We start from the raw sequence: 25,620 nt of genomic DNA on the forward strand, positions 1-25,620 counted from the left end.
TTAGTGCTCCAGCAGTTTCCGGGCCGCATTCAATCCGGCAAGTGTCATCCTCTGGCCGTCCGCGACGATTGCCGGGACACCCTGTAATTCCAACGCCTTGGCATAGATCGCCGACATGCCCGAAGCACCGATCAGGGCGATCTGCTGGCCCAGCCAATAGGACCGCGCAGCCGCCAGTTCCGCCCCGATCAAAAGGCCCGAAAGACGCGCGCGCGCCACCGATCCTTCGACCGCCTCAAGCAGATCGCTGGCGCGAATACCAAAGAGCCGCGCAGCCATGGTTTCAGGCCGCGACAGCGTCATCTCAACCGCCTCGCGAAAGGCGTCCTCGTCCCAGCCCTCGCCCACAGAATGGCGCAGGACCGAAACCGTCGAGAACTGGTCAAACATCTCGCCGGTCATGAAAGTCTGGAAACTCACCACTTCGCCCGCGCTGATATGCACCCATTTCGAATGGGTGCCGGGCAGGCAGATCACCCCGTCCCAATCGGTGTTCAGCGCCAGGAACCCGGCGATCTGGGTTTCCTCGCCGCGCATCACATCGGCAGGTTTGACCTGTTTCAGACCCGGCACCACATAGGCCCGGAGACGCGGATCGGTATCCGGCACCCGGATCGGCGCGCCCGAGAGCGGCGCAACCGGGACCGCTGCATAGGGCGCTTCGACCCAGCCTTGGCGCGCGCCGACCATGCCGCAGGCGATCACGTCGATAGGTGCCTCAGCCAGCCAGTCATCGACCAGTTCCAGCAGCGCGCCCTGAAACCCGGACCGTGCCAGCCGGCCCATGCCCTTGTCCGAGCGCGCCTCAGCCACGGCGCGCTGCCCTTGCATGGCCCAGACCCGCAAATGCGAGGTGCCCCAGTCAACCGCGATCCATTCGGCTTTGACGCTCATGTCCTATCCCGTCACCACAACGCCGCCATCCACGACCATGCACTGGCTTGTCATCATCCGGCTGGCATCCGAGGCCAGATACAGCACCGGCCCGATCATGTCATCCGGCGTCAGATGCTCTTTCAGGCATTGCCGCTCCATATGGGCCTCCAGCCCTTCGGGGGTGGCCCATTGATCGAGCTGCTTCTGGGTCAGAACCCAACCGGGTGCAAGGGCGTTCACGCGGATATTCTGCGGCCCCAGCTCGCGCGCGAGCGAACGGGTCATGCCGGTGATACCCGCATTGGCGGTGGTATAGGCGGTATAGCCCGCATTGCCCATCATGTAGCTGATCGAGCTGAAATTGACGATCGAGCCGCCTGTGCCTCGCATCTGCCGCGCGGCTTCCTTGCAGGCAAAGTAATAGGCCTTGAGGTTGATCGCCTGCATCCAGTCCCAGAATTCGGGCGTCGCCTCTTCCAAAGAATGGCGCTTGTCGTTGGCAGCATTGTTGACCAGCACCCGGATCGGACCATGGGCCGCCTCGGCCTGACGCATGGTCGCCAGCAACTGGTCGGTATCGGTGATGTCGCCCTGCAGGAACAGCGGCGCGCGCCCGTGTTTGCCCTGCATCTCGGCAACGAAGTCACTCGCATCCGAGCGTCCGATAAAGGCGACATTGGCCCCCTGCCCCATAAACCCATCAGTCAAGGACGCGCCGAGACCCGAGCCACCACCGGTGATATAGACCGACGCGCCTTTCAGATCGGGATGTATCACCTGTGTCATTCGCTCACCTCTTTGCTTGTCCAGGAGGAACACTCGATTTTTCTTCCCGGAATTTTCCTAAAAATCTTGCTCCCGCCCGGCATCAATGACTCTCCCGTGTGACCGGACGGGTGTCCTTGCCGACCAGAAAGTCCAGATCAGCCCCCTGATCGGCCTGTAGCACGTGATCGACATACATCTTCGCATAGCCGCGCGTATAATGCGGTGCGGGTGGGGTCCAATCTGCGCAGCGAGCCGCAAGCTCTGCCTCCGGCACCAATAGCTCCAACACGCCGGTCGCGACCGAGAGCCTGATCCGGTCGCCGGTGTGCACCAGTGCCAGAGGCCCGCCCGCCGTCGCCTCGGGGCTGACATGCAGGATGACCGTGCCAAAGGCGGTGCCCGACATGCGCGCATCGCTGACCCGTACGATATCGCGCACGCCGCGTTTCACCAGCTTGGCCGGGACCGGCATATCACCGACCTCGGGCATGCCGGGATAGCCTTTGGGGCCGCAATGTTTCAGCACCAGCACGGTGTTTTCATCCACCGGCAGGTCATCGCGGTCGATATTGACCTTCAGCTCTTCGATTGTCTCAAAAACATAGGCCGGGCCCTCATGTTCCAGCAGATGATCGCTGGCCGCCGAGGGTTTCACAATCGCCCCTTTCGGGGCCAGATTGCCGCGCAGCACGCGCAGGCCCACCGCCGGTTTCAGCGGCGCATCATAGGCATGGATGACATTGCGATCATAACATTCGGCCTCGTCATAATAATGCGAGATATCCTTGCCCATAACCGTATTGGCGGGGCGCAATTTGTGGCTGAGTTCGTTCAGAACCACCGGTACGCCGCCCGCGTAACAGAAATCTTCCATCAGATAGGTGCCGGATGGCATGCAATTGACCAGCAGCGGAATCTCTCCGCCGATCTCGAAATCCTCCATCGTCAAATCAACGCCGACGCGTCCTGCCAGCGCCAGCAGATGCACGACCGCATTCGTCGACCCGCCAAGGGCGGCATTGGCCAGTATGGCATTCTCGAAGCTTTCTTTGGTCAGAACATCCGACAGTTTCAGCTCTTCCTCCACCATCTCGACGATGCGCTTGCCGGTCATATGTGCCAGCGCCATGCGGCGCGCATCAACCGCCGGAAGCGAGCCGTTCATCGGCAGGGCCAGCCCCATCGCTTCGGTCAATGAAGACATGGTCGAGGCGGTGCCCATGGTCATGCACACACCCTTGGACCGGCTCATGCCGGACTCGGTGGCCATGAAGTCCTTGAGCGTCATATCCCCCGCCTTCACGTCCATGGCAAACTTGCGCACATCGGTGCCCGAGCCCAGATCGCGGCCCTTCCACTTGCCGTTCAGCATCGGCCCGGCGCTGACCACGATCGTCGGCAGATCGACCGAGGCCGCGCCCATCAATTGCCCCGGCGTGGTCTTGTCGCAACCGCCCAACAGCACCACGCCGTCCATACCATAGGCGCGAATGCTTTCTTCCACATCCATCGACAGCAGGTTGCGGAACAGCATTGCGGTGGGTTTCATCTGGGTCTCGCCCAGGCTCATCACCGGAAATTCGACCGGAAACCCGCCTGCTTCCCAAACGCCACGTTTCACCCCCTCGGCCAGATCGCGCAGACCGGAATTGCGAGGTGTCAGTTCCGACCAAGTATTGCAGATGCCGATGACAGGCCGCCCGTCAAAGACATGGTCAGGAAAGCCCTGGTTCTTCATCCAGCTCCGGCGGATGAAGCCATCCTTGTCCAGCATTCCATACCAGGTGCGATTGCGGCGCTCGCTCATAGTTTGCTGCCTTCAATAACCCACATACTCTGCGGGAAGCTCCACGGCAGGGTCAGGCCATGGCTCATCAGGTATTGACCGCTGACGGTCATGGGTTCCTGCTTCAGGATCGGATGCCCGCGCGACAGGGTCGGTGGCACTTCGGCCGTTTTGCGCAGCGATACGCGATATTGCGCATCTGCCTCCAGACGGGTCAAACGCAAGGGGCGCGGTGCAATCTGGGCCGAGGTATCGACCTTGCCCACAAAGACGACAAAGCGCGAGCCGTCGCTGGTTTGTTGCTGCTCGGCCAGCACCGCCGGATCGGGGCTGTCGAGCCGCAGAATATCGGCGTAGTAAAGCCAGTCACGATTGTCCTTCCACCACTCGGTGACCTCGCGCAGCACCCCGGCCTCTTCCTCGGTCAACTCGCGCGGGTCCATTTCGAACCCCATATGCCGCTGGGCGGCGACCCAGGCGCGGAAGCGTATGTCCAGCACCCGGCCCGAGGTATGGCAGACGCGCGGACCCACATGGCTGCCCGTCACTGCCATCGGCAGGAAGATCGCCGCGTTGTGCTGAATGCGCAGTCGCTCCAGCGCGTCGTTGCTGTCGCTCAGCCAGACTCGCTGGGTGCGCTTGAGGATACCGAAATCGATCCGCCCGCCGCCCGAGGCGCAGCTTTCGATTTCCACATCCGGGAAATCGGCGCGCAGCCGGTCGATCAGCGCATAAGACCCGCGCGTCTGCGCCGCGTCCGGCATCGGCAGCACGCGATTATGGTCCCATTTGATATAGTCGATGTCATGGGCCGACAGGATCGCCGCCATCCGCTCGTAAAGAAACTCGCGCACCTCGGGCAGCGCCATGTTCAGCGCCTTTTGCTGGCGACCGAGAATTTGATCCTCACCTCCCAGCGCCCATTCCGGATGCGCCCGGTGGATCGAGCTGTCGGGATTGATCATCTCGGGTTCGAACCAGATGCCAAAGGTCATGCCCAGCGAATGGACATGTTTGATCAGCGGGTCGAGTCCCTCGGGGTATTTGCGTGGATCGACCTCCCAATCGCTGAGCGATGAGGTGTCATCATCGCGCTGCCCGAACCATCCGTCATCCAGCACGAAGCGTTCGGAACCCAGATTGGCGGCACGCTCTGCGATGTCCTTCAGCTCCGGCAGGTTGTGGTTGAAATAGACCGCCTCCCAGCAATTGTAATGGACCGGGCGAGCGCGATCCGGCTTGGGGAAGGCCACGATCCGGTCACGCAGATGGCGCTGGAAGGCCACCGCGCAGCCATTGATCCCGTCATTGGAGAACACCGCATAAAGCGGTGCACTCTGGAACCGGGTCATCGCCTGCCGTTCCATCCGCGCGGCATGCCCGAACTGAATCTGGCGGCGGCCATCGGGCAGTTCTTCGGCCACCATCCGATGGCCGCCGGACCAGCCATAGTGGAATCCATAGGCCTGGCCTTGCGCATTCGTCGCCCCGCGCACCGGAACGATCAGGCCGGGAAAGTGTTCGTGCCCGGTGCGGCCCGTCCGGTTCTCGCGGTAGCGAATGCCCGGCGACCAGGCGGTGCGGTTCATCTGAAACTCACCACACCAGCGCCCGGCGAAATCCAGCATCTCATCCGACAATTGCGGCGCCGGAAAGACCGGCGCACTGAGCCAGTGCAGCAGCACCGGGCGGTCTGCCTCCAACGTGGCCTGCGCCTCGATGATATGGGTCTTGGGGTCGACCGAAAACCGCGCCACATAGGTCAGGCGATGTGCCTCGTCCCGATAGGTCAGGACAATGTGCTGGTCATCGACTTCTTCACCCACATAGCAGAACTTGGGCAGCAGTGGTGTGCCGTCCCCATCGCGCACAATCAGGCCCGGCTGGCCCGGAAAACTGCGCGTCGCCTCGGGGCAGATCGACAGCTCGGGGTTGGCGTCCAGCATGCCCCCGGTGACGTCCAGCCCGTAGGCCTTGAACAGTGTTTTCTCATTTTCGCCCTCGGGCAGGCGTGGCCCGAAATAGACGATCTCGGGCAGGCGCTCGCGGTCTGCCGCGAGCACCAGAGATTGCCGCTCATCATGCAGCGACCACGTGCGTATCATTACTTGACGGCTCCGAGGGTGAGACCCGCGATGAAATGTTTCTGCATCAGGAAGAACATCGCCACCGGCGGCAATGCGGCCACGATGCTGCCCGCGCTCATCAGGTGATAGGCGGCGCGGAACTGCGCGTTGAAACTGGTGATCCCGGCCGTGACCGGCTGGCTTTCCGCCCCTTGCGTCAGCACCACCGCCCAGAAGTAATCGTTCCAGATGAAGGTGAACATCAGCACGCTGAGTGCGGCCAGCGCCGGTTTCATCAGCGGCAACACCACATACCAGAAAATCTTGATCTCGCTGATGCCCTCGACCCGCGCTGCCTCGATCAGGGCAAAGGGCAGCGCCTTGATGAAATTGCGCATGAAGAGCGTGCAGAACCCGGTTTGGAAGGCGATATGGAACAGCACCAGCCCGGTCTTGGTGTTATACAGCCCCAGATCCAGCGTCAGATCGCGCACCGGCACCATCAGGATCTGGAAGGGCACGAAGTTGCCCGCAACAAACATGAAGAAGATCCACAGGTTCGACTTGAACTTGTAGATCCCCAGCGCAAAGCCGGTCATCGAGCTGAGCGCCACCGCCCCGATCACCGTCGGCACGGTGATCAGGATCGAGTTCAGCATGTAGCGCGGCATGTCGCTGTTGAAGAACACCTGCCCGTAGTTCTGGAAAAACTCGAACGAGCTGGGCATCCCCCAGTAGTTGGCGTTGACGAAATCCGCATCCGGCTTGACCGAGAAGAGCGCCACTGCCAGCAGCGGCCCGAGCCACAGCAACAGGGCAACGGGCAGCAGCGCCTTATAGGTGATCTGAGCGGCTTTGGGCTGTTTTTCAATCGGCGTGGGAAACATGGATCAATGCCCCTTCTCTTCGCGGTACATCGACCACAGGAAGTAGGTGATGAAGCACATCATGATCATGAACAGCACCACTGCGATCGCCGCGCCATAGCCCATGCGGAAACCGTATTCGGACAACGCCACCTCGAACATGTAATAGGCCAGCACCCGGGACGATCCGAACGGTCCGCCCTGGGTCATCACTGAGATCAGGTCGAAGGATCTGAGTGCGCCGATGATCGTCACTACAAAGGCGATGAATGTGGCGGGCCGCAATTGCGGCAGCACGATATACCACAGCATCTTGATACCCTTGGCCCCGTCCAGCCGCCCGGCCTCGATCTGTTCGGGATCGACCGCGTTCAGGCCGGTGAGGTAGAGGATCATGCAATAGGCGGTCTGTGGCCAGAGCCCGGCTGCGATGATGCCATAGGTCACCAGATGCTCATTGCCCAGCACGTTGATCGGCCCCATGCCAAACACGCCCAGCATCTGGTTCAGCAGCCCGAAGGTCGGGTCATAAAACCAGGTGAATACCAGCCCGACCACAACCTGGCTGATCACGAAGGGGAAGAAAAACAACGATTTGTACAGCCGGATGCCAAACACCGTCTGGTTCAGCAGCAACGCAATGAACAGACCCGCCGGGATCGCCAGAAGATACAGCACCAGCCAGATCAGGTTGTTCTTGAGCGAGGTATAGAACGCGTCGCGATCGACCCATTCATAATACAGGTCCTCGTAATTGCGCATGCCGATATATTCCGCCTGCCCCAACCCGTCCCATTCATAAAGCGACAGATTGAAGGACTGAAAAACCGGGGCGATCACATAAACGACGAAGAACAAAATACCCGGTGCCAGAAACAACCAGGGTGCAATGGCTTGCTGATTGCGGTGGAACCAGCTTTCGGGTTCGGAATCAATGATATCGGTCGAGGCGGACATGGCGGCCATCTCTTTCAGACTTTAGGGGGTGCGGCGGCGGGAACAGGCCCCGCCCTGCCGCGGTCTTAGGCGTCAGGTGGGGTCACCCCCACCCGCATTTTGTTATTTGTAGATACGCCCGCGTGCGCGTTCCAGCTTGGCCAGGATCTTGTCAACCTGATCTGGCTTGACCATGAATTCCTGGAAGCCTTCCATCGACACTTTGGCCATTTCGGCCGGGGCATCGCGGTCCCAGAACTGGGCCACGCCGCCGGGGCTGTTCTCGCTCAGCATGACAAAGCCCTTTTGCAGGAACTTATCGTCATCCACGCTGGACTTCGAGTTTACCGGCAACTGTCCGAGGTTCTTGCCATCGTTGATGATGGTCTGCTCTTCGGGTGAGGCCACGAAACGCAGGAATTCGCGCGCGGCTTCCTTGTTCTTGGCCGCAGAGGGAATGTGGAACGTGTCGGTGGGCGCGTCCTCGGCCAGTTCGACATCCGGGTTGATCGAAACGAACTGGTAGAAATCCAACTGATCGTCGGTCAGACCCGCATCCCGCAGAGGTGCCACAGCAAAGTTGCCCATCAGATAGGCGGCCGCCTCGCCATTGACCATGAACGGTAACGCCTCCTGCCAGCTATAGGTCTGGTGGTTGTCGATGAAGGCGCCCATGTCGATCAGCTCTTTCCAGTTCGCGAAAGTCTGCTTGACCCGGTCGTCCTCCCAGCTGATCTCGCCATTGGCCAGCTGATTGTGGAAATCATAGCCGTTGGTGCGCATGTTGAGATAGTCGAACCAGCCACCGGCGGTCCACAGGAACTTGGTGCCGATCGTGTAGCAAGCGCGGCCCGAGGCGACGATCTTCTCGCAATTGACCTTTTCCTCCTCCCAGGTGGTCGGCGCGCTCAGCTCCAACTCGTCAAAGATGTCTTTGCGGTAATAAACGCCCCACTGGTAGTAGGTATAGGGAACGCCCCACTGCTTGCCGTCGATGGTCATCGCACCTTTGGTGGACTTCAGATCATCGGCGAACATCGGCTCGGCCCAGAGGTCCGACACATCGTCGAACAGGCCCGCATCAACATAAGGCTTCATCCGGTTGGCGGCATACCAGGTCGCCACATCTGGCGCATTGGCGGTCAGGAAGTTGCGGATCTGGGTCTTATATGCTTCGCGATCGATCACCGTGATCTCGATGTTGAGGTCCGGGTTCTTCTCACCAAAGCGTTCGATCATGGCTTCCATCGTCGCGCGTGGCGCGGGGTTCGACGTATCCAGAAAGATCGACAGATCGCCGCTGACCTGCGCCAAGGCCGGCGCCGACAATGCCGTGCAGGCTGCAAGAGCGGCAAGAGTCCGCTTGGTCATGGAATGCATGGTGTCCTCCCTGTAGCTTCCAATTAGTTCCATTATTTGAAACCATGTTTTACATATTGAAAACTACACATCACTTCGGCTAGGGTTGTCAACAATAATCCTGCGCAAGGTCAGGACAACAGGAGGAGACGTCACCCAATGTCAGGGGACGGAACAGTCGGAAAAGCATGTGATGTGCTGGACCTTGTCGCGGGGTTCAATCGCCCTGTGCGCTTTGGCGAATTGCTGGATCACAGCCCCTTCCCCAAGGCCACGCTTTACCGGTTTTTGCAGACCCTCACGAATCAGGGCATGCTCAGCTACGACAGCGACCGGCAATCTTACACGCTGGGTATCAGGCTGGTGCGGCTGGCCCATGCCGCCTGGACCCAAAGTTCACTGGCGCCCGTCGCGCGACCGCATCTGGATGCGCTCAGCCGTGATCTGGGTGAAACCGTACATCTGGCGCAACTCGATGCCAGCCAGGTGCTCTATGTCGACAAGCGCAACGCCGATGACCCGGTCGAGATGTATTCGCAGGCCGGCAAGGTCGGTCCGGCCTATTGTACCGGGGTCGGCAAGGCGATGCTGGCCTTCCTGCCCGAAGACGCGTTGACCCGCGCGATCCAGCAGCAGAGCTTTCACCGCTTCACGCCCCATACGCTGGGGTCCGAGGCAGAGCTGCGCGCCGAACTCGACGCGATCCGCGCCCGCGGCTATGCCTTCGACCGTGAGGAACACGAACCCGGCATCATCTGCATCGCCGCCCCCATCCTGACCCCGGGCGATCGGATGCTGGGGGCGATGTCGATCACCGGGCCGACCAGCCGGACCGACCTGAAAACACTCGAAAAATGGGCCCCACGCGTGCGGCAGGCCGCTGACGATATCGGGCGCGAGGCACAGGCCTGGCGCTTTCCCGAAACACTCCACAAAGAGGCGATGGCGACATGACAGGTGTGACGCTGGAAGGCGCAATCAAGCGCTATGGACAAACCCAGGTGATCCATGGGGTCGACCTGCAGATCGAGGATGGCGAGTTCTGTGTGTTTGTCGGCCCCTCGGGTTGCGGCAAATCCACCTTGCTTCGGATGATCGCCGGGCTCGAAGAGACCAGCGAAGGCACTATTCGCATCGGCCAACGCGATGTGACCCATCTGGACCCGGCAAAGCGCGGCGTGGCGATGGTATTCCAGACCTATGCGCTTTATCCGCATATGAGCGTGGCCGAAAACATGGGCTTTGGCCTGAAGATGAATGGCGTCGCCAAAGCTGAGATCGACCGCAAGGTGCAGGAAGCCTCGGACATCCTGAAGCTTGGCCCCTACCTGAAACGCAAACCCAAGGCGATGTCGGGCGGTCAGCGCCAGCGCGTCGCCATCGGCCGCGCCATCGTGCGCGGACCTGACGTGTTCCTGTTTGATGAACCTCTGTCCAATCTGGATGCCGAACTCCGGGTCGAGATGCGGGTGGAAATCGCCCGTCTGCACAAGGAAATCGGTGCCACGATGATCTATGTGACCCACGATCAGGTCGAAGCCATGACCATGGCCGACAAGATCGTGGTGCTGCGCGACGGACGTATCGAACAGGTCGGCGCGCCGTTGGAACTGTACCGCAATCCCGACAACATGTTCGTCGCGGGTTTCATCGGCTCGCCCTCGATGAACTTCTTCGACTGCGACGTGGTCGATGGCAAGCTGACACACCCGGCCCTCTCCGCCCCGCTTGAACCGCCCGCGCCGATTCCGGCCGGGGCCAGCAAAGTCACGCTGGGGCTGCGCCCCGAACATATCGGACTGGACCACGACGGAGACGCGCTTTCGGTGGACCTGACCGAGGCGCTTGGCGGCGTGTCCTACGTTTACCTGACCGCATCGAATGGCGACAAGCTGATCGTCGAGGAGCGCGATGACGAACGCAGCACCGAAGGCAGCCGCGTCAGCCTTATCCTGCGCCCCGACCGGGCGATGCTGTTCGACGCCGAAAGCGGCACGCGCCTGCGTTGAGGCAGCATCGGCGCGGGTCACTGGCCCGTATCATGGTCTCATTGATCTTGACGCGAGACCCTGTTTTTTGCAGCACGAAGAACATACGGGTTTAATCAACCTCCGCCTCGTCTATGAGCGCCGCCGCCAGGGCTTCAAGTTTCGGTTTCAGGTTGCGCGCAAGCTCATGGGTCGCTCTATCCAGACGATTTTGATTTCTGAGGCGGCCGCCCCAGAAGTTGGTCCTGCCGCGTCCTGGTACGTCGGTTTCGATGCTGGCATAGGGATACCCGGTACCCACATCCAGAAAGAGGGCCTCTGCGGTGTTCTTCCCAGGATCGAAGGACAGCACCAAAACATAGCTTAGATGGCGAGATGCCGCCAGTTGCCTGATGCCCGCTTGATCCAGCCGTGCAAACCGCTGGAGTTTTGCCAATTGTGCTTCCAGTGGACCCAAGTGCACAAGTTTTCCGAGCGCATCAGGTAACCCTTCGGCGTACAAACGGCGCTCCTTGTCTGGCATAGTTGTGACTTCCCCATAGACCAGCCTAACGACACCGACCCGAGCGGGAAACTTCAGATTTGGCTCGTAAGCAGCGTGTCTTGCGACAGCAGACCCATCAAAGCCGGTCGCGGCCAGGTAGGCGCGGCCTGACGTATATTGCATTTCGGGCGAACAGGCAGAAATCGCTACCGTTGTGACAATAACAATAAACCGGAACATGGGGATCTCCTAAAAAATGTACTTGATCATTTGTTTCGACCGCTTGCGCGCCTTGCGATCGCCAAAGGGCTGCGGTTTGCTGACGTGGCAGAGCGTTTGCGAAGGGCATACGTTGAAGTCGCGGTCGAATTGGCCGGGGCCAACGTCACCGTCAGCAGATTGAGTGTGATGACGGGGTTGCAGCGGCGCGATGTGGCGCGCTTGCTTGAAAGCCAAGACAGTCTGGAAACTAAGCGACCGGATCAACTGTCACGGCTCGTGGCGGTTTGGCTTGCAAATTATGACGGTACGCCATTGCCACAACATGGATCAAGCGCCTCGTCTGACGCTCTGGCCAAATCCATACGCAAGGATGTTCACCCCAAATCAATGCTCGATGCGCTGATCGAAGTTGGAACAGTTGCGATTGATGGCCCCAAGGTACGGTTGTTAAGAAACGCGCATGTACCCCTTGAAGGATCGGATGCTCAGATTCGCTATCTGGGGCAAAATGTTGGCGATCATCTTGCAACTGCGGTTGGCAATGTTCTGGGCGACCCACCCGCCTACGATCTGGCGGTTCACTACGATGGGTTAAGCATCGAGGCCGCCCGAGCCCTCGAAGAGCTCTGGCGCGCGCGCATGGGGCCAGTGCTGCAGGAAGTGAACGCCAAAGCACTAGAATACCAAGTCAGAGAAAACGGACCCGCGCGCTTTCGCGGCGGTGGTTACTTCCATGTGGAGACAGATGAATGAGAACCCTTTTGACTTTGGCGCTTCTGCTTGCGCTTACAGCTTGCAGCAATGTCTCTTGTTCAGATCGCGAGCGGGATGGAAGTATCGGAGGATACTGGCGGTTGCACCAATGAAACACAAGACCAGACGACATATGCTTACAACAGTGGGGAATTCACCAAGCACGCCGGCTGATTGCAACGCGCAAAATCTGGAACGCGGAATTCACGCCGCCACGTTCTGACGTGTCACGTCCCCCGCCCGGTAAAGCTGCCCGAACTCGGTTTGCAGGAACGCCCCCAGCGGCACCTGTTCCTGCCGGATGAAGCCTGATTGCGGCAACTGGCCGGTGCGCATCAAATCAACCACACCCAGCACGCCAGCGGCGGTGGTCACCTGAATGGCGCTCCAGACCCGCCCATCAATCTCGCGGGCGAAGGACTTATTGATATAGCTCTGCTCGCGCAGTTGTCCGTCCTTCAACCCCTTGGCGGTGCAGTAGACCAGCACCACATCCTGATCGGTGCGCGGCAGGGCGGCCTCGAAGATTTCTTTCAGCAGATCGCGCCGCCGTTCCAACCCCAAATCGTTCAGAAGCAGCTTCAGGATATCGCGATGCCCCGGATAGCGGATCGAGCGATAGGAGATTGCCCGTGCCTGTCCCTCCAGCGTTTCCGGCAGAGTGCCCAACCCACCAGACGTGTTGAAACACTCATATTCCACCCCGTCATGGCCCAGCAACTCATAATCTTCCAGCGGTGCGGTCTTGACGCGTGCGCCATTCACGATGGCATCGCAGGGATTGCAATATTCATTGATCAACCCGTCCGTCGACCAGGTCAGGTTGTATTTCAGCGCATTGGTCGGGAAGAGCGGCAACGCGCCAACCCTCATATGCAGGCTGTCCAACTCATCGAACTCCGCCGCCAACGCCGCGCCCGCGATACCCACGAAGCCAGGCGCCAGACCGCATTGCGGCATGAACGCCGTTTGACTGCCCTGCGCCAGTTCGCGCACGGCCTGGGTGGCTGCCACATCTTCGGTCAGGTCGAAATAATGCGCGCCCGCCTGTTTGGCCGCATCGGCAATCACCGGGGTCAGAAAGAACGGCGCCGCCGAGATCACCGCGTCGAAGCCATGCAACGCCTCGACCAGCCCGTTCGGATCGTCGGCGTCGATCTGCATGGTTGGCAGCCCGGCCCGGTTCAGCGTGCCCAAGGCCGCCAGATCGCGATCGGCCACGGTGACCGCATAATTGCGCGACCCGGTCAACAGCGTTGCGATCATCCGCCCAATTTTGCCCGCCCCAACGATGCAGATGTTCCAATGCATGGCATGCCTCCGGTTTCCTTCCCTAAGATTCTGGGGAAAAACCCGTCCGGATCATAGGGCACAGAGTGTCGGAATGACTCATGATGCCGTTAAAATGACGAAATACTTGCCGTTTCGTCAGGCTCGGTCGATTTTGCGACCAAACACCACGGACGTGTTGGTTCGCTGCACGCCGGGGATACGCGCCAGTTCGTCGACCAGCACATCTAAATCCTCGATCCGTGGCGCTTCGGCTGAGAGGAGCAGATCGAACTCTCCATTGATCGACAGGCACAGCTTGACCTCTGGGTAAGCCTCCAACCGTTTGATGATACGGGTGGTTTCCTGTTGTTGCACTTCAAGCATTACGATGACCTGCACCTTGCCGCCCTCGTCAGGGTCGCGCAGAACGACCGAGTACCCGGCAATTACACCGCGCGCCTCCATCCGCGTGATACGCTCATGCACGGTGGTGCGCGCCACGTCACACTGCGCCGCAATCGCGGTGGTCGATTGCCGGGCATTGTGGCTTAATGCGGCGATAATTTTGCGGTCTAGCGTGTCCATCCCTGATCATTAGCGCCGTAGCAAGATCAGGCAAAGCAGCTTATTGCCTTCATGATGGTTTTGCGGACAAAACTGACGTCGGTTGGTTCAGCACTAAGAGACCGCTATGTTCGCTTCACAACAACCGTAAGAATCGGCCTGCGCATAAAGCAGAGAATGAGCCGTATTATTCGACTGAGCCACTCCCAGACTGACCACCTAAACCCTCAACCTCGAGGAAAGGAGACTTCTGGCATTGTTGCTCCGTTGAACCATCACAATAGTCGCACAAACCCTACTATCTTGAACAAAATGTGCTGGCGACAGATGCCGCCAGCGCAGTGCGCGTCACTGGGTTATGATTTCCGGTCCCATGAATGTGTTGGGGAGGAATGTGGACAGGAACGGAACATAGGTGACGATGATCAGGAACACGAACAGCACAGCCAGGAACGGCAGGGCTGCCTTGACCACGCTCATCATCGGCATCCCGGCAACGCCCGAGGTGACAAAGAGGTTCAGGCCCACCGGCGGGGTAATCATACCGATCTCCATATTGACCACCATGATGATGCCCAGATGGATCGGATCGATGCCCAGCTCGATAGCGATGGGAAAGACCAGCGGTGCCACGATTACAAGCAAGCCCGAGGGTTCCATGAACTGACCACCGATCAGCAAGATGATGTTGACCACCACCAGGAGCATCACCGGCCCAAAGCCTGCCGACAGCATTGCATTGGCGACCTGCTGCGGGATTTGCTCGTCCGTCAGCACATGTTTCAGGATCAGCGCGTTGGCGATCACAAACAGCAGCGTCACGGTCAGTTTCCCCGCATCGAACAGGGTCTTTAGAGTGTCCGGATGCACAATCGCGGTAACAACTGCCCAGGGCTTGCTTTTCAGGGGAATGCGCGGTCCGGCGGGCGCGTCCTCGATCACCGCGGCGGCGGACAGACTACGCGTTATTGGGGCGGCCAGCGGCCCCATGTCCATGTAGACAAAGGTAGCGATGAAGAAGGCATAGACGGCGGCCACGGCGGCGGCTTCGGTGGGGGTGAAGATACCACCATAGATACCGCCCAGAATGATCACGATCAGGAACAGGCCCCAACCGGCTTCGCGACCTGACTGGAACACTTCGCCCCAGCCCTTCCACTCGCCCTTGGGTAGGTTCTTGATCTTGGCGATGACATAAATGGTGACCATCAGCATCACACCGGCCAACAGCCCGGGAATGACACCTGCAAGGAACATCCGGCCCACAGATACTTCGACCGAGGCGGCATAGACCACCATGACGATGGAGGGTGGGATCAGGATGCCCAGCGTACCAGCGTTACAGATCACACCGGCGGCGAATTCCTTAGTGTATCCGACCTGCCGCATACCAGAGATCACGATTGCGCCGATGGCGACAACGGTGGCAGGCGAGGAACCTGACAGCGCGGCAAACAGCATACAGGCAAACACACCCGCAATCGCGAGGTCGCCGGGGAAATGGCCGACACATGCTATCGAGAAGCGGATGATCCGCCGCGCCACGCCGCCTGTCGTCATGAAGGCCGAGGCGAGGATAAAAAACGGGATCGCCAGCATAGTAAAGTGGCCTTCGAATGCGACAAACAGCGTTTGCGCGACCGACGCCAGTGAACTGTCTGAAAACCACAGCAAAAACAGGATCGAAGACATCCCAAGCGAGATTGCAATTGGAACACCGATCATCAGAAATCCGATGACCATGGCAAAGAGAAGGACGACATCCATTACTTCGCCTCCGCGTTCTTGGCTTCAATCTCAGCCAGTTCATCTTCAACCTCGTGGCTGCCACGAGTCGATCCATCTTGCCGTTCAGTATGCTAAACGTGGCCTGAACAAACCGCAGCAATAGCAAGCCCATCGAAATCGGCAGCACGATGTAGGGCAAAAAACGCGGGATCTTTTCATAGGCCTCACCCTCGTTGAATGTGTCTGCCATCCAGACGAGGATACCGGGCATCGGGATGTCGTTGGTCTCGTACCAGCCCTTTTCGCGATAATCCTGCTCGAACCCAAGCGGGAACCAGCGCCCTTCGGTGGCAGGCAGGTTGGCGAAGTTGGCCCAGTAGTCCCACGAACCTTTCAGCATCAGAAGCGAGAAGGCGACACAAACAGCGGCAGCGGTCAAAGCCAGCCATTTTCTGGCGTCGGCGTTCAGCATGTTAACCACCAGATCGACCCCCAGATGCGCGTGTTTTTTTACCGCATAGGACGACCCCAGCAGAACCAGCCAGGCGAACAGGAAGACTGTCATCTCTAACGCCCAAAGGATATTTGAATCAAAGACATATCTGGCAACGACGTTGGCAAATGTCAGTGCGGTCATCAGACCCAGAATACCGGCGATCAAAGTCTCTTCGATCCGGTCAGCGAACGAGTGGTTGTCGACCATAGCCTACCCTTTCAACATGATAGAAAGCGGGCAGGAATGTCCTGCCCGCGCCGGGTGCTTCAAAAGCCAGAGTTGATCTGAACTGCTGCGTCGAGGGAGTCCTGACCGATATCGCCCGAGAACTGCTCCCATACCGGTTGCATGGCGACGATCCAGGCTTCGCGCTCTTCATCCGTCAGCGAGCGAATGGTTCCGCCCGCATCCAGTATTGCCTGTCGGTTTTTCTGGTTCACAGCGTAGGATTCCGAGTTACGGGTCGCGGTTACCTCGCCCAGAATAGTCAGGAACTGATCACGCACTTCGGGGTCGAGGCCGTCCAGCCAGTCCACCGAAGTCACCACCATATAGTCGATGATGCCGTCCTGCACCTCGAAGAACTTCTTGCCATAGATGTTGGACCAGACGTTTTCCTGACCGTCGACAACACCTTGCTGAAGCGCGCCGTAGACCTCGGAAAAGGCCAATTTCTGCGGGCTGCCGCCAATCGCTTCCATCTGCGCCACCAGCACGTCCGAGGACATGACCCGGAATTTCAACCCATTCGCATCGACCGGCGTAACCAGCGGGACGTTGGCCGACATCTGCTTCATGCCGTTGTGCCAGAAAGTCAGCCCCTGAAGGCCGCGACGCTGCATCGAACCCAGCAGGGCCCGCCCGGCGTCAGAGGTTTGGAATGCATCGACCGCCTCGATGTTCTTGAACAGGAACGGTAGATCGAAGATGCGGAATTTCTTGGTAAATTTCTCGAACTTCGACAGCGATGGTGCCGCCAGTTGAATATCGCCGTTCAGCAGCGCCTCAAGCACTTTGTCATCATTGTAGAGAGTTGAGTTCGGAAAAACCTCCATACAGGCTTTTCCGCCCATCTCATCATTGACGCGTTGTTCCAGCAGCGTCGCCGCGATGCCCTTGGGGTGTTTATCGGTGTTGGTAACGTGGCTGAACTTGATGACGACTTCGCCCGGATCACAGGCGGCAAAGGCCGCACCTGCACCGGTGACAAGCGCAACGACCAGACTTGATGTCTTCCAGAACTTCATAGCTTCCTCCCTTTCTGTCAGGCCGGTCTGACCCGATCAAATATGCTGATCGAGGGTACATGCTGTGGCAGCGATGATTTTTCGGAAGAATTGATCAGTAAATCCGATCAGTATTGTCGAAAAAGTCGGCTATCTTGAATAACTAACCGATTTAGCGGAGCGCACCGAAATGTTTCTGGATTTCGAGGAACTGACTTTGAATGTCGGCGAGCAGAAGATTTTTGTGCGCCACGGTGGCGACCCCGGCAATCCCGGCCTTTTGCTATTGCACGGCTATCCGCAAACGTCGGCCATGTGGCATGCTGTTGCCCCGCAACTGACAGATCAGTTTCATGTCATCTGCGCCGACCTGCGCGGATATGGCCGCTCGTCCAAACCTGCCTCAGATGATCGGCATACGCCGTATTCGAAACGTGAGATGGCAAAAGACATGGTCTCGGTCATGTCTCAGATGGGGCACGAGGCGTTTCTGGTCGGTGCCCATGATCGTGGCGCACGGGTCAGCCATCGGATGGCTCTGGATCATCCGCAGAATGTACGTGCGATGGTCTTGCTGGACATCGCGCCGACGCGCGAGATGTACCGCGATACCTCAAAGGAATTCGCGAGCGCCTATTGGCATTGGTTCTTTCTGATTCAGAACGACCCCATCCCGGAACAGATTATCGGCAATGACCCCGCGCAGTTCTGGAAATTGAAATGCTTTAATCAGGCCAAGGGTGAAAACCCCTTCACCACCGAAGCGCTCGACGAATACATCACCGCCTTCAGCACACCCGAGGCGGTCCATGCCGCATGCGAGGACTACCGTGCCGCCGCGACCATCGACATCGAACATGACGATCAGGACGACGGGCAGAAGGTTGAACAACCGCTGATGGTCCTATGGGCCAAGCGCGGGGTGATCGAGACCTGTTTCGACGCGATGGCGCTTTGGCGTGAGCGTGCAAACCAGGTCGAAGGCGAAGCCGTCGATGCCACCCATTACATGGCCGAAGAGATCCCGGACGAAATTGCCAGCCGAATGCGCGCATTTTTCCTGCGCCAGACCGAACAGAAGGATGCTGCCGAATGAGCCGGACGCTTTATGACAAATTGGTGGACGCACACAAAGTCTGCGACCTGCCCGACGGTGACATGCTGATCTATGTCGATTTCCACATCATGAATGAATACACCAGCTCGCAGGCCTTTTCCGGGCTGGATCAGAAGGGGCTCTCCGTCTGGCGGCCCGAGGCTCATCTGTCGGTCGTCGATCACGTGAATGCCACGCGGCAGCGCGATCCGCATGATGCGGCCTCGAAGCTGCTGATCGACAATCTGGAAGCCAATTGTGAAAAGCACAATATCGCCTTTTACGGCCTGGGTGACCGCCGCCAGGGGATCGAGCATGTTGTTGTGCCTGAACAGGGGCTTGTCGCGCCGGGGATGTTGATCGCCTGCGGTGACAGCCACACCACCACCTATGGGGCCTTTGGAGCGCTTGGTTTTGGCATCGGCACGTCCGAGGTTGAACATGTGCTGGCGACGCAAACCCTGCGCTATAAGCGGCTGAAGACAATGCTGGTCAAAATCGATGGCGATCTTGCCCCCGGTGTGACCGCCAAGGACATCATCATGAAGGTCGTTCAGGTGGTCGGCGCGGGCGGTGCCAATGGCTATGCCGTCGAGTTTTCCGGCTCGGCCATCCGCGCGCAGGAAATGTCCGGTCGGATGACGATCTGCAACATGGCAGTCGAGTTGGGCGGACGGGCCGCCCTGATCGGGGCTGACCAAAAGGCGCTTGAGGCAATCAAGGGGCGCGCGCATAGCGGCACACTGGATTTTGGCGGGCTGGAATGGAACTCGGATGCGGGCGCGGATTATGACACGGAGTTCGAGATTGACGCCGCCGACATTGCTCCGCTTGTCAGCTGGGGCACCAGCCCGGATCAGTCGGTTCCCGTCGACAGCTTGGTCCCCGCCGAGACCGAAGGGATGACGCCCAAGGCACGCGAGGCGCTGAACAGGGCGCTGGACTACATGGACCTGAAGGCAGGTCAGGCGATGATCGATATCGAAATCGACAGCGCCTTTATCGGCTCGTGCACCAACAGCCGCATCGAGGATCTGCGCGCCGCTGCCGCAATCCTGAAAGGGAAAAAGGTCGCCGGATCGGTGAACGCCATCGTCGTTCCCGGCTCGACCTATACCCGCCTGCAGGCCGAAGCTGAGGGGATCGACCGGGTGTTCAAGGAAGCGGGCTTTGACTGGCGCCCGGAAAGCGGCTGTTCGATGTGCCTTGCGATGAATGACGATATCGCCATGGATGGCGAGCGGATCGCATCCTCCACCAACCGCAACTTCGAAGGTCGACAGGACCGCGGGGCGCGCACCCATCTGATGAGCCCGGAGATGGTGGCCGCCGCCGCCATCCATGGCCGTATCGCCGATGTTCGCGATTTTCTAAGCGAAGGAGCGGAATAAGATGCCAAAGATTGTCCACGGGCTGGCCGCCGCCTTGCCGCTGGCAAATGTCGATACCGATGTGATCATGCCCAAACGCTTTCTGATCACCATCACGTGCGAGGGGCTGGCAGAGGGCACCTTCGCCGATCTGCGCTTTCACGACGATGATACGCCGCGCACGGATTTCGTGCTTAACACACGCCCGTGGCACGGCGCCAGAATACTGGTCGTCGGCGATAATTTCGGATGCGGGTCCAGCCGGGAACACGCGGTCTGGGGGCTGGTTCAACTGGGCATTCAGGGCATCATAGGCACCAGCTTTGCCGGCATTTTCTATGACAATGCGCGCAAGAACGGCCTGGCCCTGCCGATCGTCAGCCCCGAGGTGCGGGATCAGCTGATGCAGGCGGCGTCCCATGAGGATGGCGTTAGCTACACGATTGATATCGAAAACCGGATTATCAGAACCGGCGAGACGGAACTGCCGTTTGACATGGACGACGCGACGCAGACCGCCCATCTTGAGGGGCGCGAAGACACCCTGAACTCGCTGGAGTTTGCGGACGCGAACCGCAACTATGAACGCGGACTGGACGATCAGCAACGTGTGCGCGTCATACAGTAGTTAGGACAGGTTGACTTGGAACTTCGCCAACTACAGTGCTTTGTAGCGGTCGCCGAAGAGCTGCATTTTCGAAAGGCGGGCGAACGCCTCGGCATCAGCCAGCCTGCCTTGTCCGATCGTATTTCCGCGCTGGAACATGAGTTGGGTTTTGCCCTGTTCTTTCGGACAACCCGACAGGTCAGCCTAACGCAAGCGGGGTCCGAGTTCCTGCGCGACGCCAAGCGTATTCTAGCGGATATCGACAAATCCGTTTCCAAGGCCCGGCACGCAGCCGACAGCGAGCTGAAAACGTTGCGGGTCAGCGGCGTTGACGAGGCGATCTCGATGCTGCTGCCACCCGCGCTGATGGAGTTCCGCAAACGGCAACCTTCGGTGCATGTGGAAATTCTTGAGATTTCATCTTCAGACTACCATACGCAAGAGCTTGCAAATCACCGCACTGACATTGCCTTTGTCCGCAAACCCCCTGAAGAAGGGTTTTTGAAAGCGGACCTTTTGTACCGGCAGGATGCTGTCGTGGTCTTGCCATCCGCATCCGAACTTGCGGGCCGGGCATCACTGTCAGCGGCGGATATCCGAGATCACCCAATTATCGGGTTTCCAAAACACGCCCGCCCGATCCTTCACGACCTGCTCTGGAACAGCTATCGCGCCCATGGGTGGCAACCGGACATCGCCTGCGAAGTCATTGACAAGTCCACCATGTTGCAACTGGTGGCGCACGGGGTTGGCATTGGACTGGCACCTGCCTGGATCCGCGCCCTGGCACCTTCGCATTTGAGTTGCATCCCCTACCAAACGGACGGTCAGAGCATCGAACTCTACGTCGCGCGACGGGCAGCGGGAAACTCGAAAATGGTGGATGAGTTCGTGGACGTGGTCAAAGACGTCTCGTCGGGCCTGCAGCCCGCCGGGGCAGGTAAGTGACACGACCCCGATTGTGTTCCACAGAAGCATTCGTCGGCTAAAGCGGAACAATTCCGGGAACCTTGAAATAGCCCCAGTGCTCGCCTGAAGTGTGTATTTCGGAATACTACGCGATAAGGCGAAAGTGCTGTCGACGATCCGGCGAAGTTGGATCGTTGGTGAAGTTTGGCTTGGACCCCTCGTCCAGACAATAACGGCAGTCATCTACGGGCTATGGTCGTTCGTGCGTACTGCAGCATAAGAAAAAAGGACTGAGAAATAACATTCTCTGCAATCAGTTCGATTGGCCGGTGGCAGCCGGAAGCAGCCATTCGAATTCTACCTGCCGATCGACAGCTGCGCGGACGACGAGCCGATTTGTGCCAAGATCACAGCTCAGGAAATCAAAAGCTGAGTCTTCGATTAATCGCCATGCAACAAGGGAGTTCAATGAACAAGATGTCTTTCAGGCTGATACCCAACCCAGGTAACATGGTGGCCTCGGATTTCACCGATCCTGGCGCCTTCGCAAACAGTGATACGAACGAATCTGGTTCAAGTTTGCGAGCGACGACGAAACTACTCTAACGGGCGTCTGGGAATGCCCACCCTGTCGTGAAGAGATCGACGCCTATCCGGTATATGAAATGATGACTGTGATTTCCGGGTCTGTAACACTAGCCCATCCTGACGGAGACGCCGAGACCTTCACGGCTGGTGATGCGTTTCTTATCAAAAAAGGGAGCAGGTTGATCTCGGGGATCACCGAGAATTTGCGGAAGTACTATATGATCGTCTCTTAAGAGGTTCGAATTGCGAGGCGATCCCTGCGATCAAACCTACGACCAAAATGGGCTCATTGCTGCCGTCTATTCCGTTTCCTCATAGATGCATTCCACAAGATCGGTTTTGATCGGCCACCTAGGCTCCTATGCTGGCGTGAACAGGGCGAGTGAACGCAAAGGGTTGAATATGGACCGCGCCGATATTGTCGATCAGAGGTTTCGCACGCGACTGGCCTCGGGCGATCTACCCAGGGGTAACCCGGCGCATGGGCCGCTTTCGGATACGCTGGCAGTGGCGATCTTTCGGGCGCAGTGCCTCAGCCGCAATCTCGACCGTCGCTCGCGCAAGATGCAGGCCGAGGGGCAGGGGTATTATACCATCGGCTCATCGGGGCACGAGGGCATGGCTGCTGTCGCCGCCGCATTGCGGCCTGACGATATGGCGTTTCTGCATTACCGCGACGGCGCGTTTCAGTGCATGCGCAGTCAGCAGGTGCCTGGTGTCACACCCGCCTGGGGCATGCTGCTGAGCTTTGCCACCGCGATGGACGATCCGATCAGCGGTGGGAGGCACAAGGTCTTGGGATCGAAACCACTGCTGATCCCACCGCAGACATCAACCATCGCCAGCCATGTGCCCAAAGCAGTTGGGGCAGCCTATTCCATCGGCCTTGCCAAACGCCATCCGCCCGAACATCAGGTGCTGGCCCAAGACAGCCTTGTGATGTGTTCCTTCGGGGATGCCTCGGCCAACCATTCCACCGCTCAGGGCGCCTTCAACACCGCCGCCTGGACCGCTTATCAGTCGACCCCCCTGCCGCTGCTGTTTGTGTGCGAAGACAATGGCATCGGCATCTCGACCCGCACGCCGCGCGGCTGGGTGGCGGCGAATTTCGCGCAGCGCCCGGGGCTGAAATATTTTCATGCCAATGGGCTCGACCTCTATGACACCTACCGGGTCGCGCGCGAGGCCGTCGAACACACCCGCCACCAGCGCAAACCCGCCTTCCTGCATCTGTCTCTGGTGCGGCTCTACGGCCACGCGGGTTCGGACCTGCAACAGGCCTATCTGCCCAAACAGGTCTTTGAGGGCTGGGAGGCGGACGATCCCCTGCTGCACTCCGCCCGGCTGCTGATCCAGCGTGGCATCCTGAGTGCTGACGAGGTGCTGGATATCTACCAGCAAGCAGAAGATCAATGCACCCGCGTCGCAGCCGAGGTTGTCACCCGGCCCCGCCTGCAAACCGCCGAGCAGGTGATGGCCTCGCTGATCCCGCCACCCCGCGCCTGCGCGCCCAGCAACGGAGCCGGTGAAACAGCACGGCAAACGGCCTTCGGCTCGGATCACAAGCAGCTTGATGCGCCCCAGACCATGAACCGGCTGATCAACTGGGCGCTCACCGACCTGATGCTGGCGCATGATGAGATCGTCATGATGGGCGAGGATGTGGGCACCAAGGGCGGCGTCTATGGCGTCACCCAGAAACTGGCCGAGCGGTTTGGACCGGACCGGATGATCGACACGTTGCTGGACGAACAATCCATCCTCGGGCTGGCCATCGGCATGGCACATAACGGTTTTGTCCCGATCCCCGAGATCCAGTTCCTCGCCTATCTTCATAATGCCGAGGACCAGCTGCGCGGCGAGGCGGCCACCCTGCCCTTCTTCTCGAACGGCCAGTTCACCAACCCGATGGTGATCCGCATCGCGGGGCTGGGGTACCAGAAGGGCTTTGGCGGCCATTTCCACAACGACAACTCGCTGGCGGTGCTGCGCGATATTCCGGGGTTGATCATCGCCTGCCCCTCGCGCGGGGATGAGGCCGCCATGATGATGCGCGAATGCGTGCGGCTGGCGCGCGAGGAACAGCGCGTCGTGGTGATGGTCGAACCCATCGCGCTTTATCCGATGCGCGATCTGATGGCCGAGAAAGACAGCGGCTGGATGGCGACCTATCCCAGCCCCGACCGCCGGATTGGCCTGGGCGAGGTCGGTGTTTCAGACGATGGCCCGCTGGCGATCCTGACCTATGGCAATGGCCGCTATCTCAGCACTCAGGCCGCCAGCGACCTCGCGGATCAGGGCATCGAGACCCGCGTGATCGACCTGCGCTGGATCGCGCCCTTGCCGGTCGAGGGCATTCTTGCCGCGCTGGAGGGTGCCGAAAAAGTGCTGATCGTCGATGAATGCCGCAGCACCGGCAGCCTGTCCGAGGCGCTGATGGCGATGCTGCAGGAACAGACCGCCCTGCCCCATGCCCGACTCGCCGCTTGTGACAGCTTCATCGCCACCGGCCCGGCCTATGCCGCCACCATGCCCTCGCGCGCCAGCATCTCGGAGGCCGCGCGCACCCTGTGGGCCGCGCCATGAAACAGACTGCCATCGTCATCGCGCCGGGACGCGGCACCTATAACCGCGAGGAACTTGGCTATCTCACCCGCTACCACGGTAACAAATCCGCGCTGATCGACGCGTTCGATACCTACCGGCGTGCGCAAGGGCAGCCCCCGCTGTCGGAGTTGGACACTGCCGCACGGTTTTCCGGCGCGGTGCATACACGCGGCGACAATGCCTCGGCCCTGATCCATGCCTGCGCCTATTGCGATTTCCTGTCCATCGACCGCGACAAGTTCGAGATCCTCGGGGTGACCGGCAATTCGATGGGCTGGTACATCGCACTTACCTGCGCGGGCGCTCTGAACCCGATGAACGGGCTGCGCGTGGTCAACACGATGGGCACGCTGATGCAGGAGCAGATGATCGGCGGGCAGGTGATCTATCCCTTCATGGATAGCAACTGGCAGGTGATCCCCGGCGCGCGCGAAAAAACCCTCGCCAAAGTGTCCCAGATCGCCGCCCGCCCCGATCACGCGCTGGACCTGTCCATTGATCTGGGTGGTATGCTGGTACTGGCTGGCAACGCCGCTGGTCTCGCCGCCTTTGAAGTCGAAATACCGCAACTGCAGGACCGTTTCCCGATGCGCCTGCCCAACCATGCCGGATTTCACACCGCGCTGCAGGCCACGGTCGCGAAACTGGGTCAGAGCCAATTGGACCAATGCCTTTTTGACCAACCGCAGCTTCCCCTGATTGACGGGCGCGGCGCGATCTGGCGGCCCAAATCCAGCGACTTGGCCGCCCTGCGCGACTACACGCTGGATCACCAAGTGACCAAGACCTACGACTTCACCACCGCCATCCGCACCGCCGCGCGTGAGTTTATGCCGGACGTGTTTATTATTCTGGGCCCCGGCGCCACGCTTGGCGGGGCCGTGGCGCAAAGCCTGATCCTGTCGCACTGGCGCGGTTGGTTCGGCAAAGCGAGCGTCCAGACGTCGGAGCCCCCGCGCCTCCTCTCAATGGGCCGCGCGGACCAGCGGGACCTGATACTCGGATAACCGGGTCGCAAGGAATGTCGCCTTATTTCCCTTTGTGTTCTTCCCG

The 25,620-nt window shown here is 59.5% G+C and carries 22 protein-coding genes and 1 pseudogene; 10 read left to right on the forward strand and 13 right to left on the reverse strand.

Annotation, left to right across the window (positions count from 1 at the left end; all coding sequences use genetic code 11):
- The 7 genes from M3P21_RS03990 to M3P21_RS04020 form a co-directional block, all read right to left on the reverse strand.
- Positions 1-894, reverse strand: coding sequence for a 2-dehydro-3-deoxygalactonokinase (locus M3P21_RS03990; protein WP_249707015.1), 894 nt, complete (start codon positions 892-894; stop codon positions 1-3).
- A gap of 3 nt (positions 895-897) precedes the next feature.
- The gene (locus M3P21_RS03995; RefSeq protein WP_249707016.1) at positions 898-1,662 is read right to left on the reverse strand and encodes an SDR family NAD(P)-dependent oxidoreductase; all 765 of its coding nucleotides are present in this window, start codon (positions 1,660-1,662) and stop codon (positions 898-900) included.
- Between the two features lie 82 nt (positions 1,663-1,744).
- Positions 1,745-3,451 (reverse strand): IlvD/Edd family dehydratase, encoded by a 1,707-nt coding sequence (locus M3P21_RS04000; RefSeq protein WP_249707017.1) that lies wholly within the window; start codon positions 3,449-3,451, stop codon positions 1,745-1,747.
- Positions 3,448-5,535 (reverse strand): alpha-galactosidase, encoded by a 2,088-nt coding sequence (locus M3P21_RS04005; RefSeq protein ID WP_249707018.1) that lies wholly within the window; start codon positions 5,533-5,535, stop codon positions 3,448-3,450. Before M3P21_RS04005 ends, M3P21_RS04000 begins: the two co-directional genes overlap by 4 nt.
- On the reverse strand, positions 5,535-6,383 hold the full coding sequence (locus M3P21_RS04010; protein WP_249707020.1) for a carbohydrate ABC transporter permease: 849 nt from the start codon (positions 6,381-6,383) through the stop codon (positions 5,535-5,537). Before M3P21_RS04010 ends, M3P21_RS04005 begins: the two co-directional genes overlap by 1 nt.
- 3 nt (positions 6,384-6,386) lie before the next feature.
- A complete protein-coding gene (locus M3P21_RS04015) occupies positions 6,387-7,319 on the reverse strand; it encodes a carbohydrate ABC transporter permease (RefSeq protein WP_249707022.1) in 933 nt (310 codons plus the stop codon).
- 102 nt (positions 7,320-7,421) lie between these two features.
- Positions 7,422-8,678, reverse strand: a complete 1,257-nt coding sequence (locus M3P21_RS04020) for an ABC transporter substrate-binding protein (RefSeq protein WP_249707024.1) — start codon at positions 8,676-8,678, stop codon at positions 7,422-7,424.
- 138 nt (positions 8,679-8,816) lie between these two features.
- Here M3P21_RS04020 and M3P21_RS04025 point away from each other — a divergent pair, with 138 nt between their 5' ends.
- Positions 8,817-9,611: an IclR family transcriptional regulator gene (locus M3P21_RS04025; RefSeq protein ID WP_249707027.1), complete on the forward strand. Its 795-nt coding sequence runs from the start codon at positions 8,817-8,819 to the stop codon at positions 9,609-9,611.
- Entirely contained in the window at positions 9,608-10,666 is a 1,059-nt protein-coding gene (locus tag M3P21_RS04030) for an ABC transporter ATP-binding protein (protein WP_249707029.1), read from the forward strand. The genes M3P21_RS04025 and M3P21_RS04030 overlap by 4 nt, the downstream gene beginning before the upstream one ends.
- 91 nt (positions 10,667-10,757) lie before the next feature.
- Here M3P21_RS04030 and M3P21_RS04035 read toward each other — a convergent pair whose 3' ends face one another.
- The gene (locus M3P21_RS04035) at positions 10,758-11,369 is read right to left on the reverse strand and encodes a hypothetical protein (RefSeq protein WP_249707032.1); all 612 of its coding nucleotides are present in this window, start codon (positions 11,367-11,369) and stop codon (positions 10,758-10,760) included.
- A gap of 30 nt (positions 11,370-11,399) precedes the next feature.
- On the opposite strand from M3P21_RS04035, the gene M3P21_RS04040 reads away from it, so the two are divergent.
- A complete protein-coding gene (locus M3P21_RS04040) occupies positions 11,400-12,104 on the forward strand; it encodes a DUF6502 family protein (RefSeq protein WP_283780837.1) in 705 nt (234 codons plus the stop codon).
- A 204-nt stretch (positions 12,105-12,308) separates the two neighbouring features.
- Here the strand turns inward: M3P21_RS04040 and M3P21_RS04045 are convergent, their stop codons facing one another.
- The 5 genes and pseudogenes from M3P21_RS04045 to M3P21_RS04065 all read right to left on the reverse strand — a co-directional run bounded on the left by M3P21_RS04045 (position 12,309) and on the right by M3P21_RS04065 (position 17,411).
- A complete protein-coding gene (locus M3P21_RS04045) occupies positions 12,309-13,415 on the reverse strand; it encodes a saccharopine dehydrogenase family protein (protein ID WP_249707038.1) in 1,107 nt (368 codons plus the stop codon).
- A 117-nt stretch (positions 13,416-13,532) separates the two neighbouring features.
- The gene (locus tag M3P21_RS04050) at positions 13,533-13,961 is read right to left on the reverse strand and encodes an Lrp/AsnC family transcriptional regulator (RefSeq protein WP_249707041.1); all 429 of its coding nucleotides are present in this window, start codon (positions 13,959-13,961) and stop codon (positions 13,533-13,535) included.
- A gap of 327 nt (positions 13,962-14,288) precedes the next feature.
- Positions 14,289-15,707, reverse strand: coding sequence for a TRAP transporter large permease (locus M3P21_RS04055; protein ID WP_249707043.1), 1,419 nt, complete (start codon positions 15,705-15,707; stop codon positions 14,289-14,291).
- Positions 15,707-16,371: pseudogene (locus tag M3P21_RS04060) on the reverse strand (TRAP transporter small permease). Before M3P21_RS04060 ends, M3P21_RS04055 begins: the two are co-directional and overlap by 1 nt.
- A 59-nt stretch (positions 16,372-16,430) precedes the next feature.
- Positions 16,431-17,411, reverse strand: coding sequence for a DctP family TRAP transporter solute-binding subunit (locus M3P21_RS04065; protein WP_249707044.1), 981 nt, complete (start codon positions 17,409-17,411; stop codon positions 16,431-16,433).
- Between the two features lie 169 nt (positions 17,412-17,580).
- Here M3P21_RS04065 and M3P21_RS04070 point away from each other — a divergent pair, with 169 nt between their 5' ends.
- The 7 genes from M3P21_RS04070 to M3P21_RS04095 all read left to right on the forward strand — a co-directional run bounded on the left by M3P21_RS04070 (position 17,581) and on the right by M3P21_RS04095 (position 25,574).
- Positions 17,581-18,486 carry an alpha/beta fold hydrolase gene (locus tag M3P21_RS04070; RefSeq protein WP_249707045.1) on the forward strand — a complete coding sequence of 302 codons (906 nt, stop codon included), beginning with the start codon at positions 17,581-17,583 and terminating at the stop codon, positions 18,484-18,486.
- Positions 18,483-19,877 (forward strand): 3-isopropylmalate dehydratase large subunit, encoded by a 1,395-nt coding sequence (leuC, locus tag M3P21_RS04075; protein WP_249707046.1) that lies wholly within the window; start codon positions 18,483-18,485, stop codon positions 19,875-19,877. The genes M3P21_RS04070 and leuC overlap by 4 nt, the downstream gene beginning before the upstream one ends.
- Position 19,878: 1 nt before the next feature.
- Positions 19,879-20,484, forward strand: coding sequence for a 3-isopropylmalate dehydratase small subunit (leuD, locus tag M3P21_RS04080; protein WP_249707048.1), 606 nt, complete (start codon positions 19,879-19,881; stop codon positions 20,482-20,484).
- Between the two features lie 15 nt (positions 20,485-20,499).
- Positions 20,500-21,411, forward strand: a complete 912-nt coding sequence (locus M3P21_RS04085; protein ID WP_249707049.1) for a LysR family transcriptional regulator — start codon at positions 20,500-20,502, stop codon at positions 21,409-21,411.
- Between the two features lie 527 nt (positions 21,412-21,938).
- The gene (locus M3P21_RS22710; RefSeq protein ID WP_373319947.1) at positions 21,939-22,193 is read left to right on the forward strand and encodes a cupin domain-containing protein; all 255 of its coding nucleotides are present in this window, start codon (positions 21,939-21,941) and stop codon (positions 22,191-22,193) included.
- Between the two features lie 169 nt (positions 22,194-22,362).
- Positions 22,363-24,546 carry a dehydrogenase E1 component subunit alpha/beta gene (locus tag M3P21_RS04090; RefSeq protein ID WP_249707052.1) on the forward strand — a complete coding sequence of 728 codons (2,184 nt, stop codon included), beginning with the start codon at positions 22,363-22,365 and terminating at the stop codon, positions 24,544-24,546.
- Entirely contained in the window at positions 24,543-25,574 is a 1,032-nt protein-coding gene (locus M3P21_RS04095) for an ACP S-malonyltransferase (protein ID WP_249707054.1), read from the forward strand. Before M3P21_RS04090 ends, M3P21_RS04095 begins: the two co-directional genes overlap by 4 nt.
- The last annotated feature ends 46 nt before the right edge of the window (positions 25,575-25,620 follow it).

This window comes from Ruegeria spongiae (genome assembly GCF_023502395.1).
Classification (GTDB): Bacteria; Pseudomonadota; Alphaproteobacteria; order Rhodobacterales; family Rhodobacteraceae; genus Ruegeria_C; species Ruegeria_C spongiae.

Coding starts and splice junctions, on each gene's coding strand:
- M3P21_RS03990 (WP_249707015.1), bottom strand. CDS start 894: ATGAGCGTCAAAGCCGAATGGATCGCGGTTGACTGGGGCACCTCGCAT.
- M3P21_RS03995 (WP_249707016.1), bottom strand. CDS start 1,662: ATGACACAGGTGATACATCCCGATCTGAAAGGCGCGTCGGTCTATATC.
- M3P21_RS04000 (WP_249707017.1), bottom strand. CDS start 3,451: ATGAGCGAGCGCCGCAATCGCACCTGGTATGGAATGCTGGACAAGGAT.
- M3P21_RS04005 (WP_249707018.1), bottom strand. CDS start 5,535: ATGATACGCACGTGGTCGCTGCATGATGAGCGGCAATCTCTGGTGCTC.
- M3P21_RS04010 (WP_249707020.1), bottom strand. CDS start 6,383: ATGTTTCCCACGCCGATTGAAAAACAGCCCAAAGCCGCTCAGATCACC.
- M3P21_RS04015 (WP_249707022.1), bottom strand. CDS start 7,319: ATGTCCGCCTCGACCGATATCATTGATTCCGAACCCGAAAGCTGGTTC.
- M3P21_RS04020 (WP_249707024.1), bottom strand. CDS start 8,678: ATGCATTCCATGACCAAGCGGACTCTTGCCGCTCTTGCAGCCTGCACG.
- M3P21_RS04025 (WP_249707027.1), top strand. CDS start 8,817: ATGTCAGGGGACGGAACAGTCGGAAAAGCATGTGATGTGCTGGACCTT.
- M3P21_RS04030 (WP_249707029.1), top strand. CDS start 9,608: ATGACAGGTGTGACGCTGGAAGGCGCAATCAAGCGCTATGGACAAACC.
- M3P21_RS04035 (WP_249707032.1), bottom strand. CDS start 11,369: ATGTTCCGGTTTATTGTTATTGTCACAACGGTAGCGATTTCTGCCTGT.
- M3P21_RS04045 (WP_249707038.1), bottom strand. CDS start 13,415: ATGCATTGGAACATCTGCATCGTTGGGGCGGGCAAAATTGGGCGGATG.
- M3P21_RS04050 (WP_249707041.1), bottom strand. CDS start 13,961: ATGGACACGCTAGACCGCAAAATTATCGCCGCATTAAGCCACAATGCC.
- M3P21_RS04055 (WP_249707043.1), bottom strand. CDS start 15,707: ATGGATGTCGTCCTTCTCTTTGCCATGGTCATCGGATTTCTGATGATC.
- M3P21_RS04065 (WP_249707044.1), bottom strand. CDS start 17,411: ATGAAGTTCTGGAAGACATCAAGTCTGGTCGTTGCGCTTGTCACCGGT.
- M3P21_RS04070 (WP_249707045.1), top strand. CDS start 17,581: ATGTTTCTGGATTTCGAGGAACTGACTTTGAATGTCGGCGAGCAGAAG.
- leuC (WP_249707046.1), top strand. CDS start 18,483: ATGAGCCGGACGCTTTATGACAAATTGGTGGACGCACACAAAGTCTGC.
- leuD (WP_249707048.1), top strand. CDS start 19,879: ATGCCAAAGATTGTCCACGGGCTGGCCGCCGCCTTGCCGCTGGCAAAT.
- M3P21_RS04090 (WP_249707052.1), top strand. CDS start 22,363: ATGGACCGCGCCGATATTGTCGATCAGAGGTTTCGCACGCGACTGGCC.
- M3P21_RS04095 (WP_249707054.1), top strand. CDS start 24,543: ATGAAACAGACTGCCATCGTCATCGCGCCGGGACGCGGCACCTATAAC.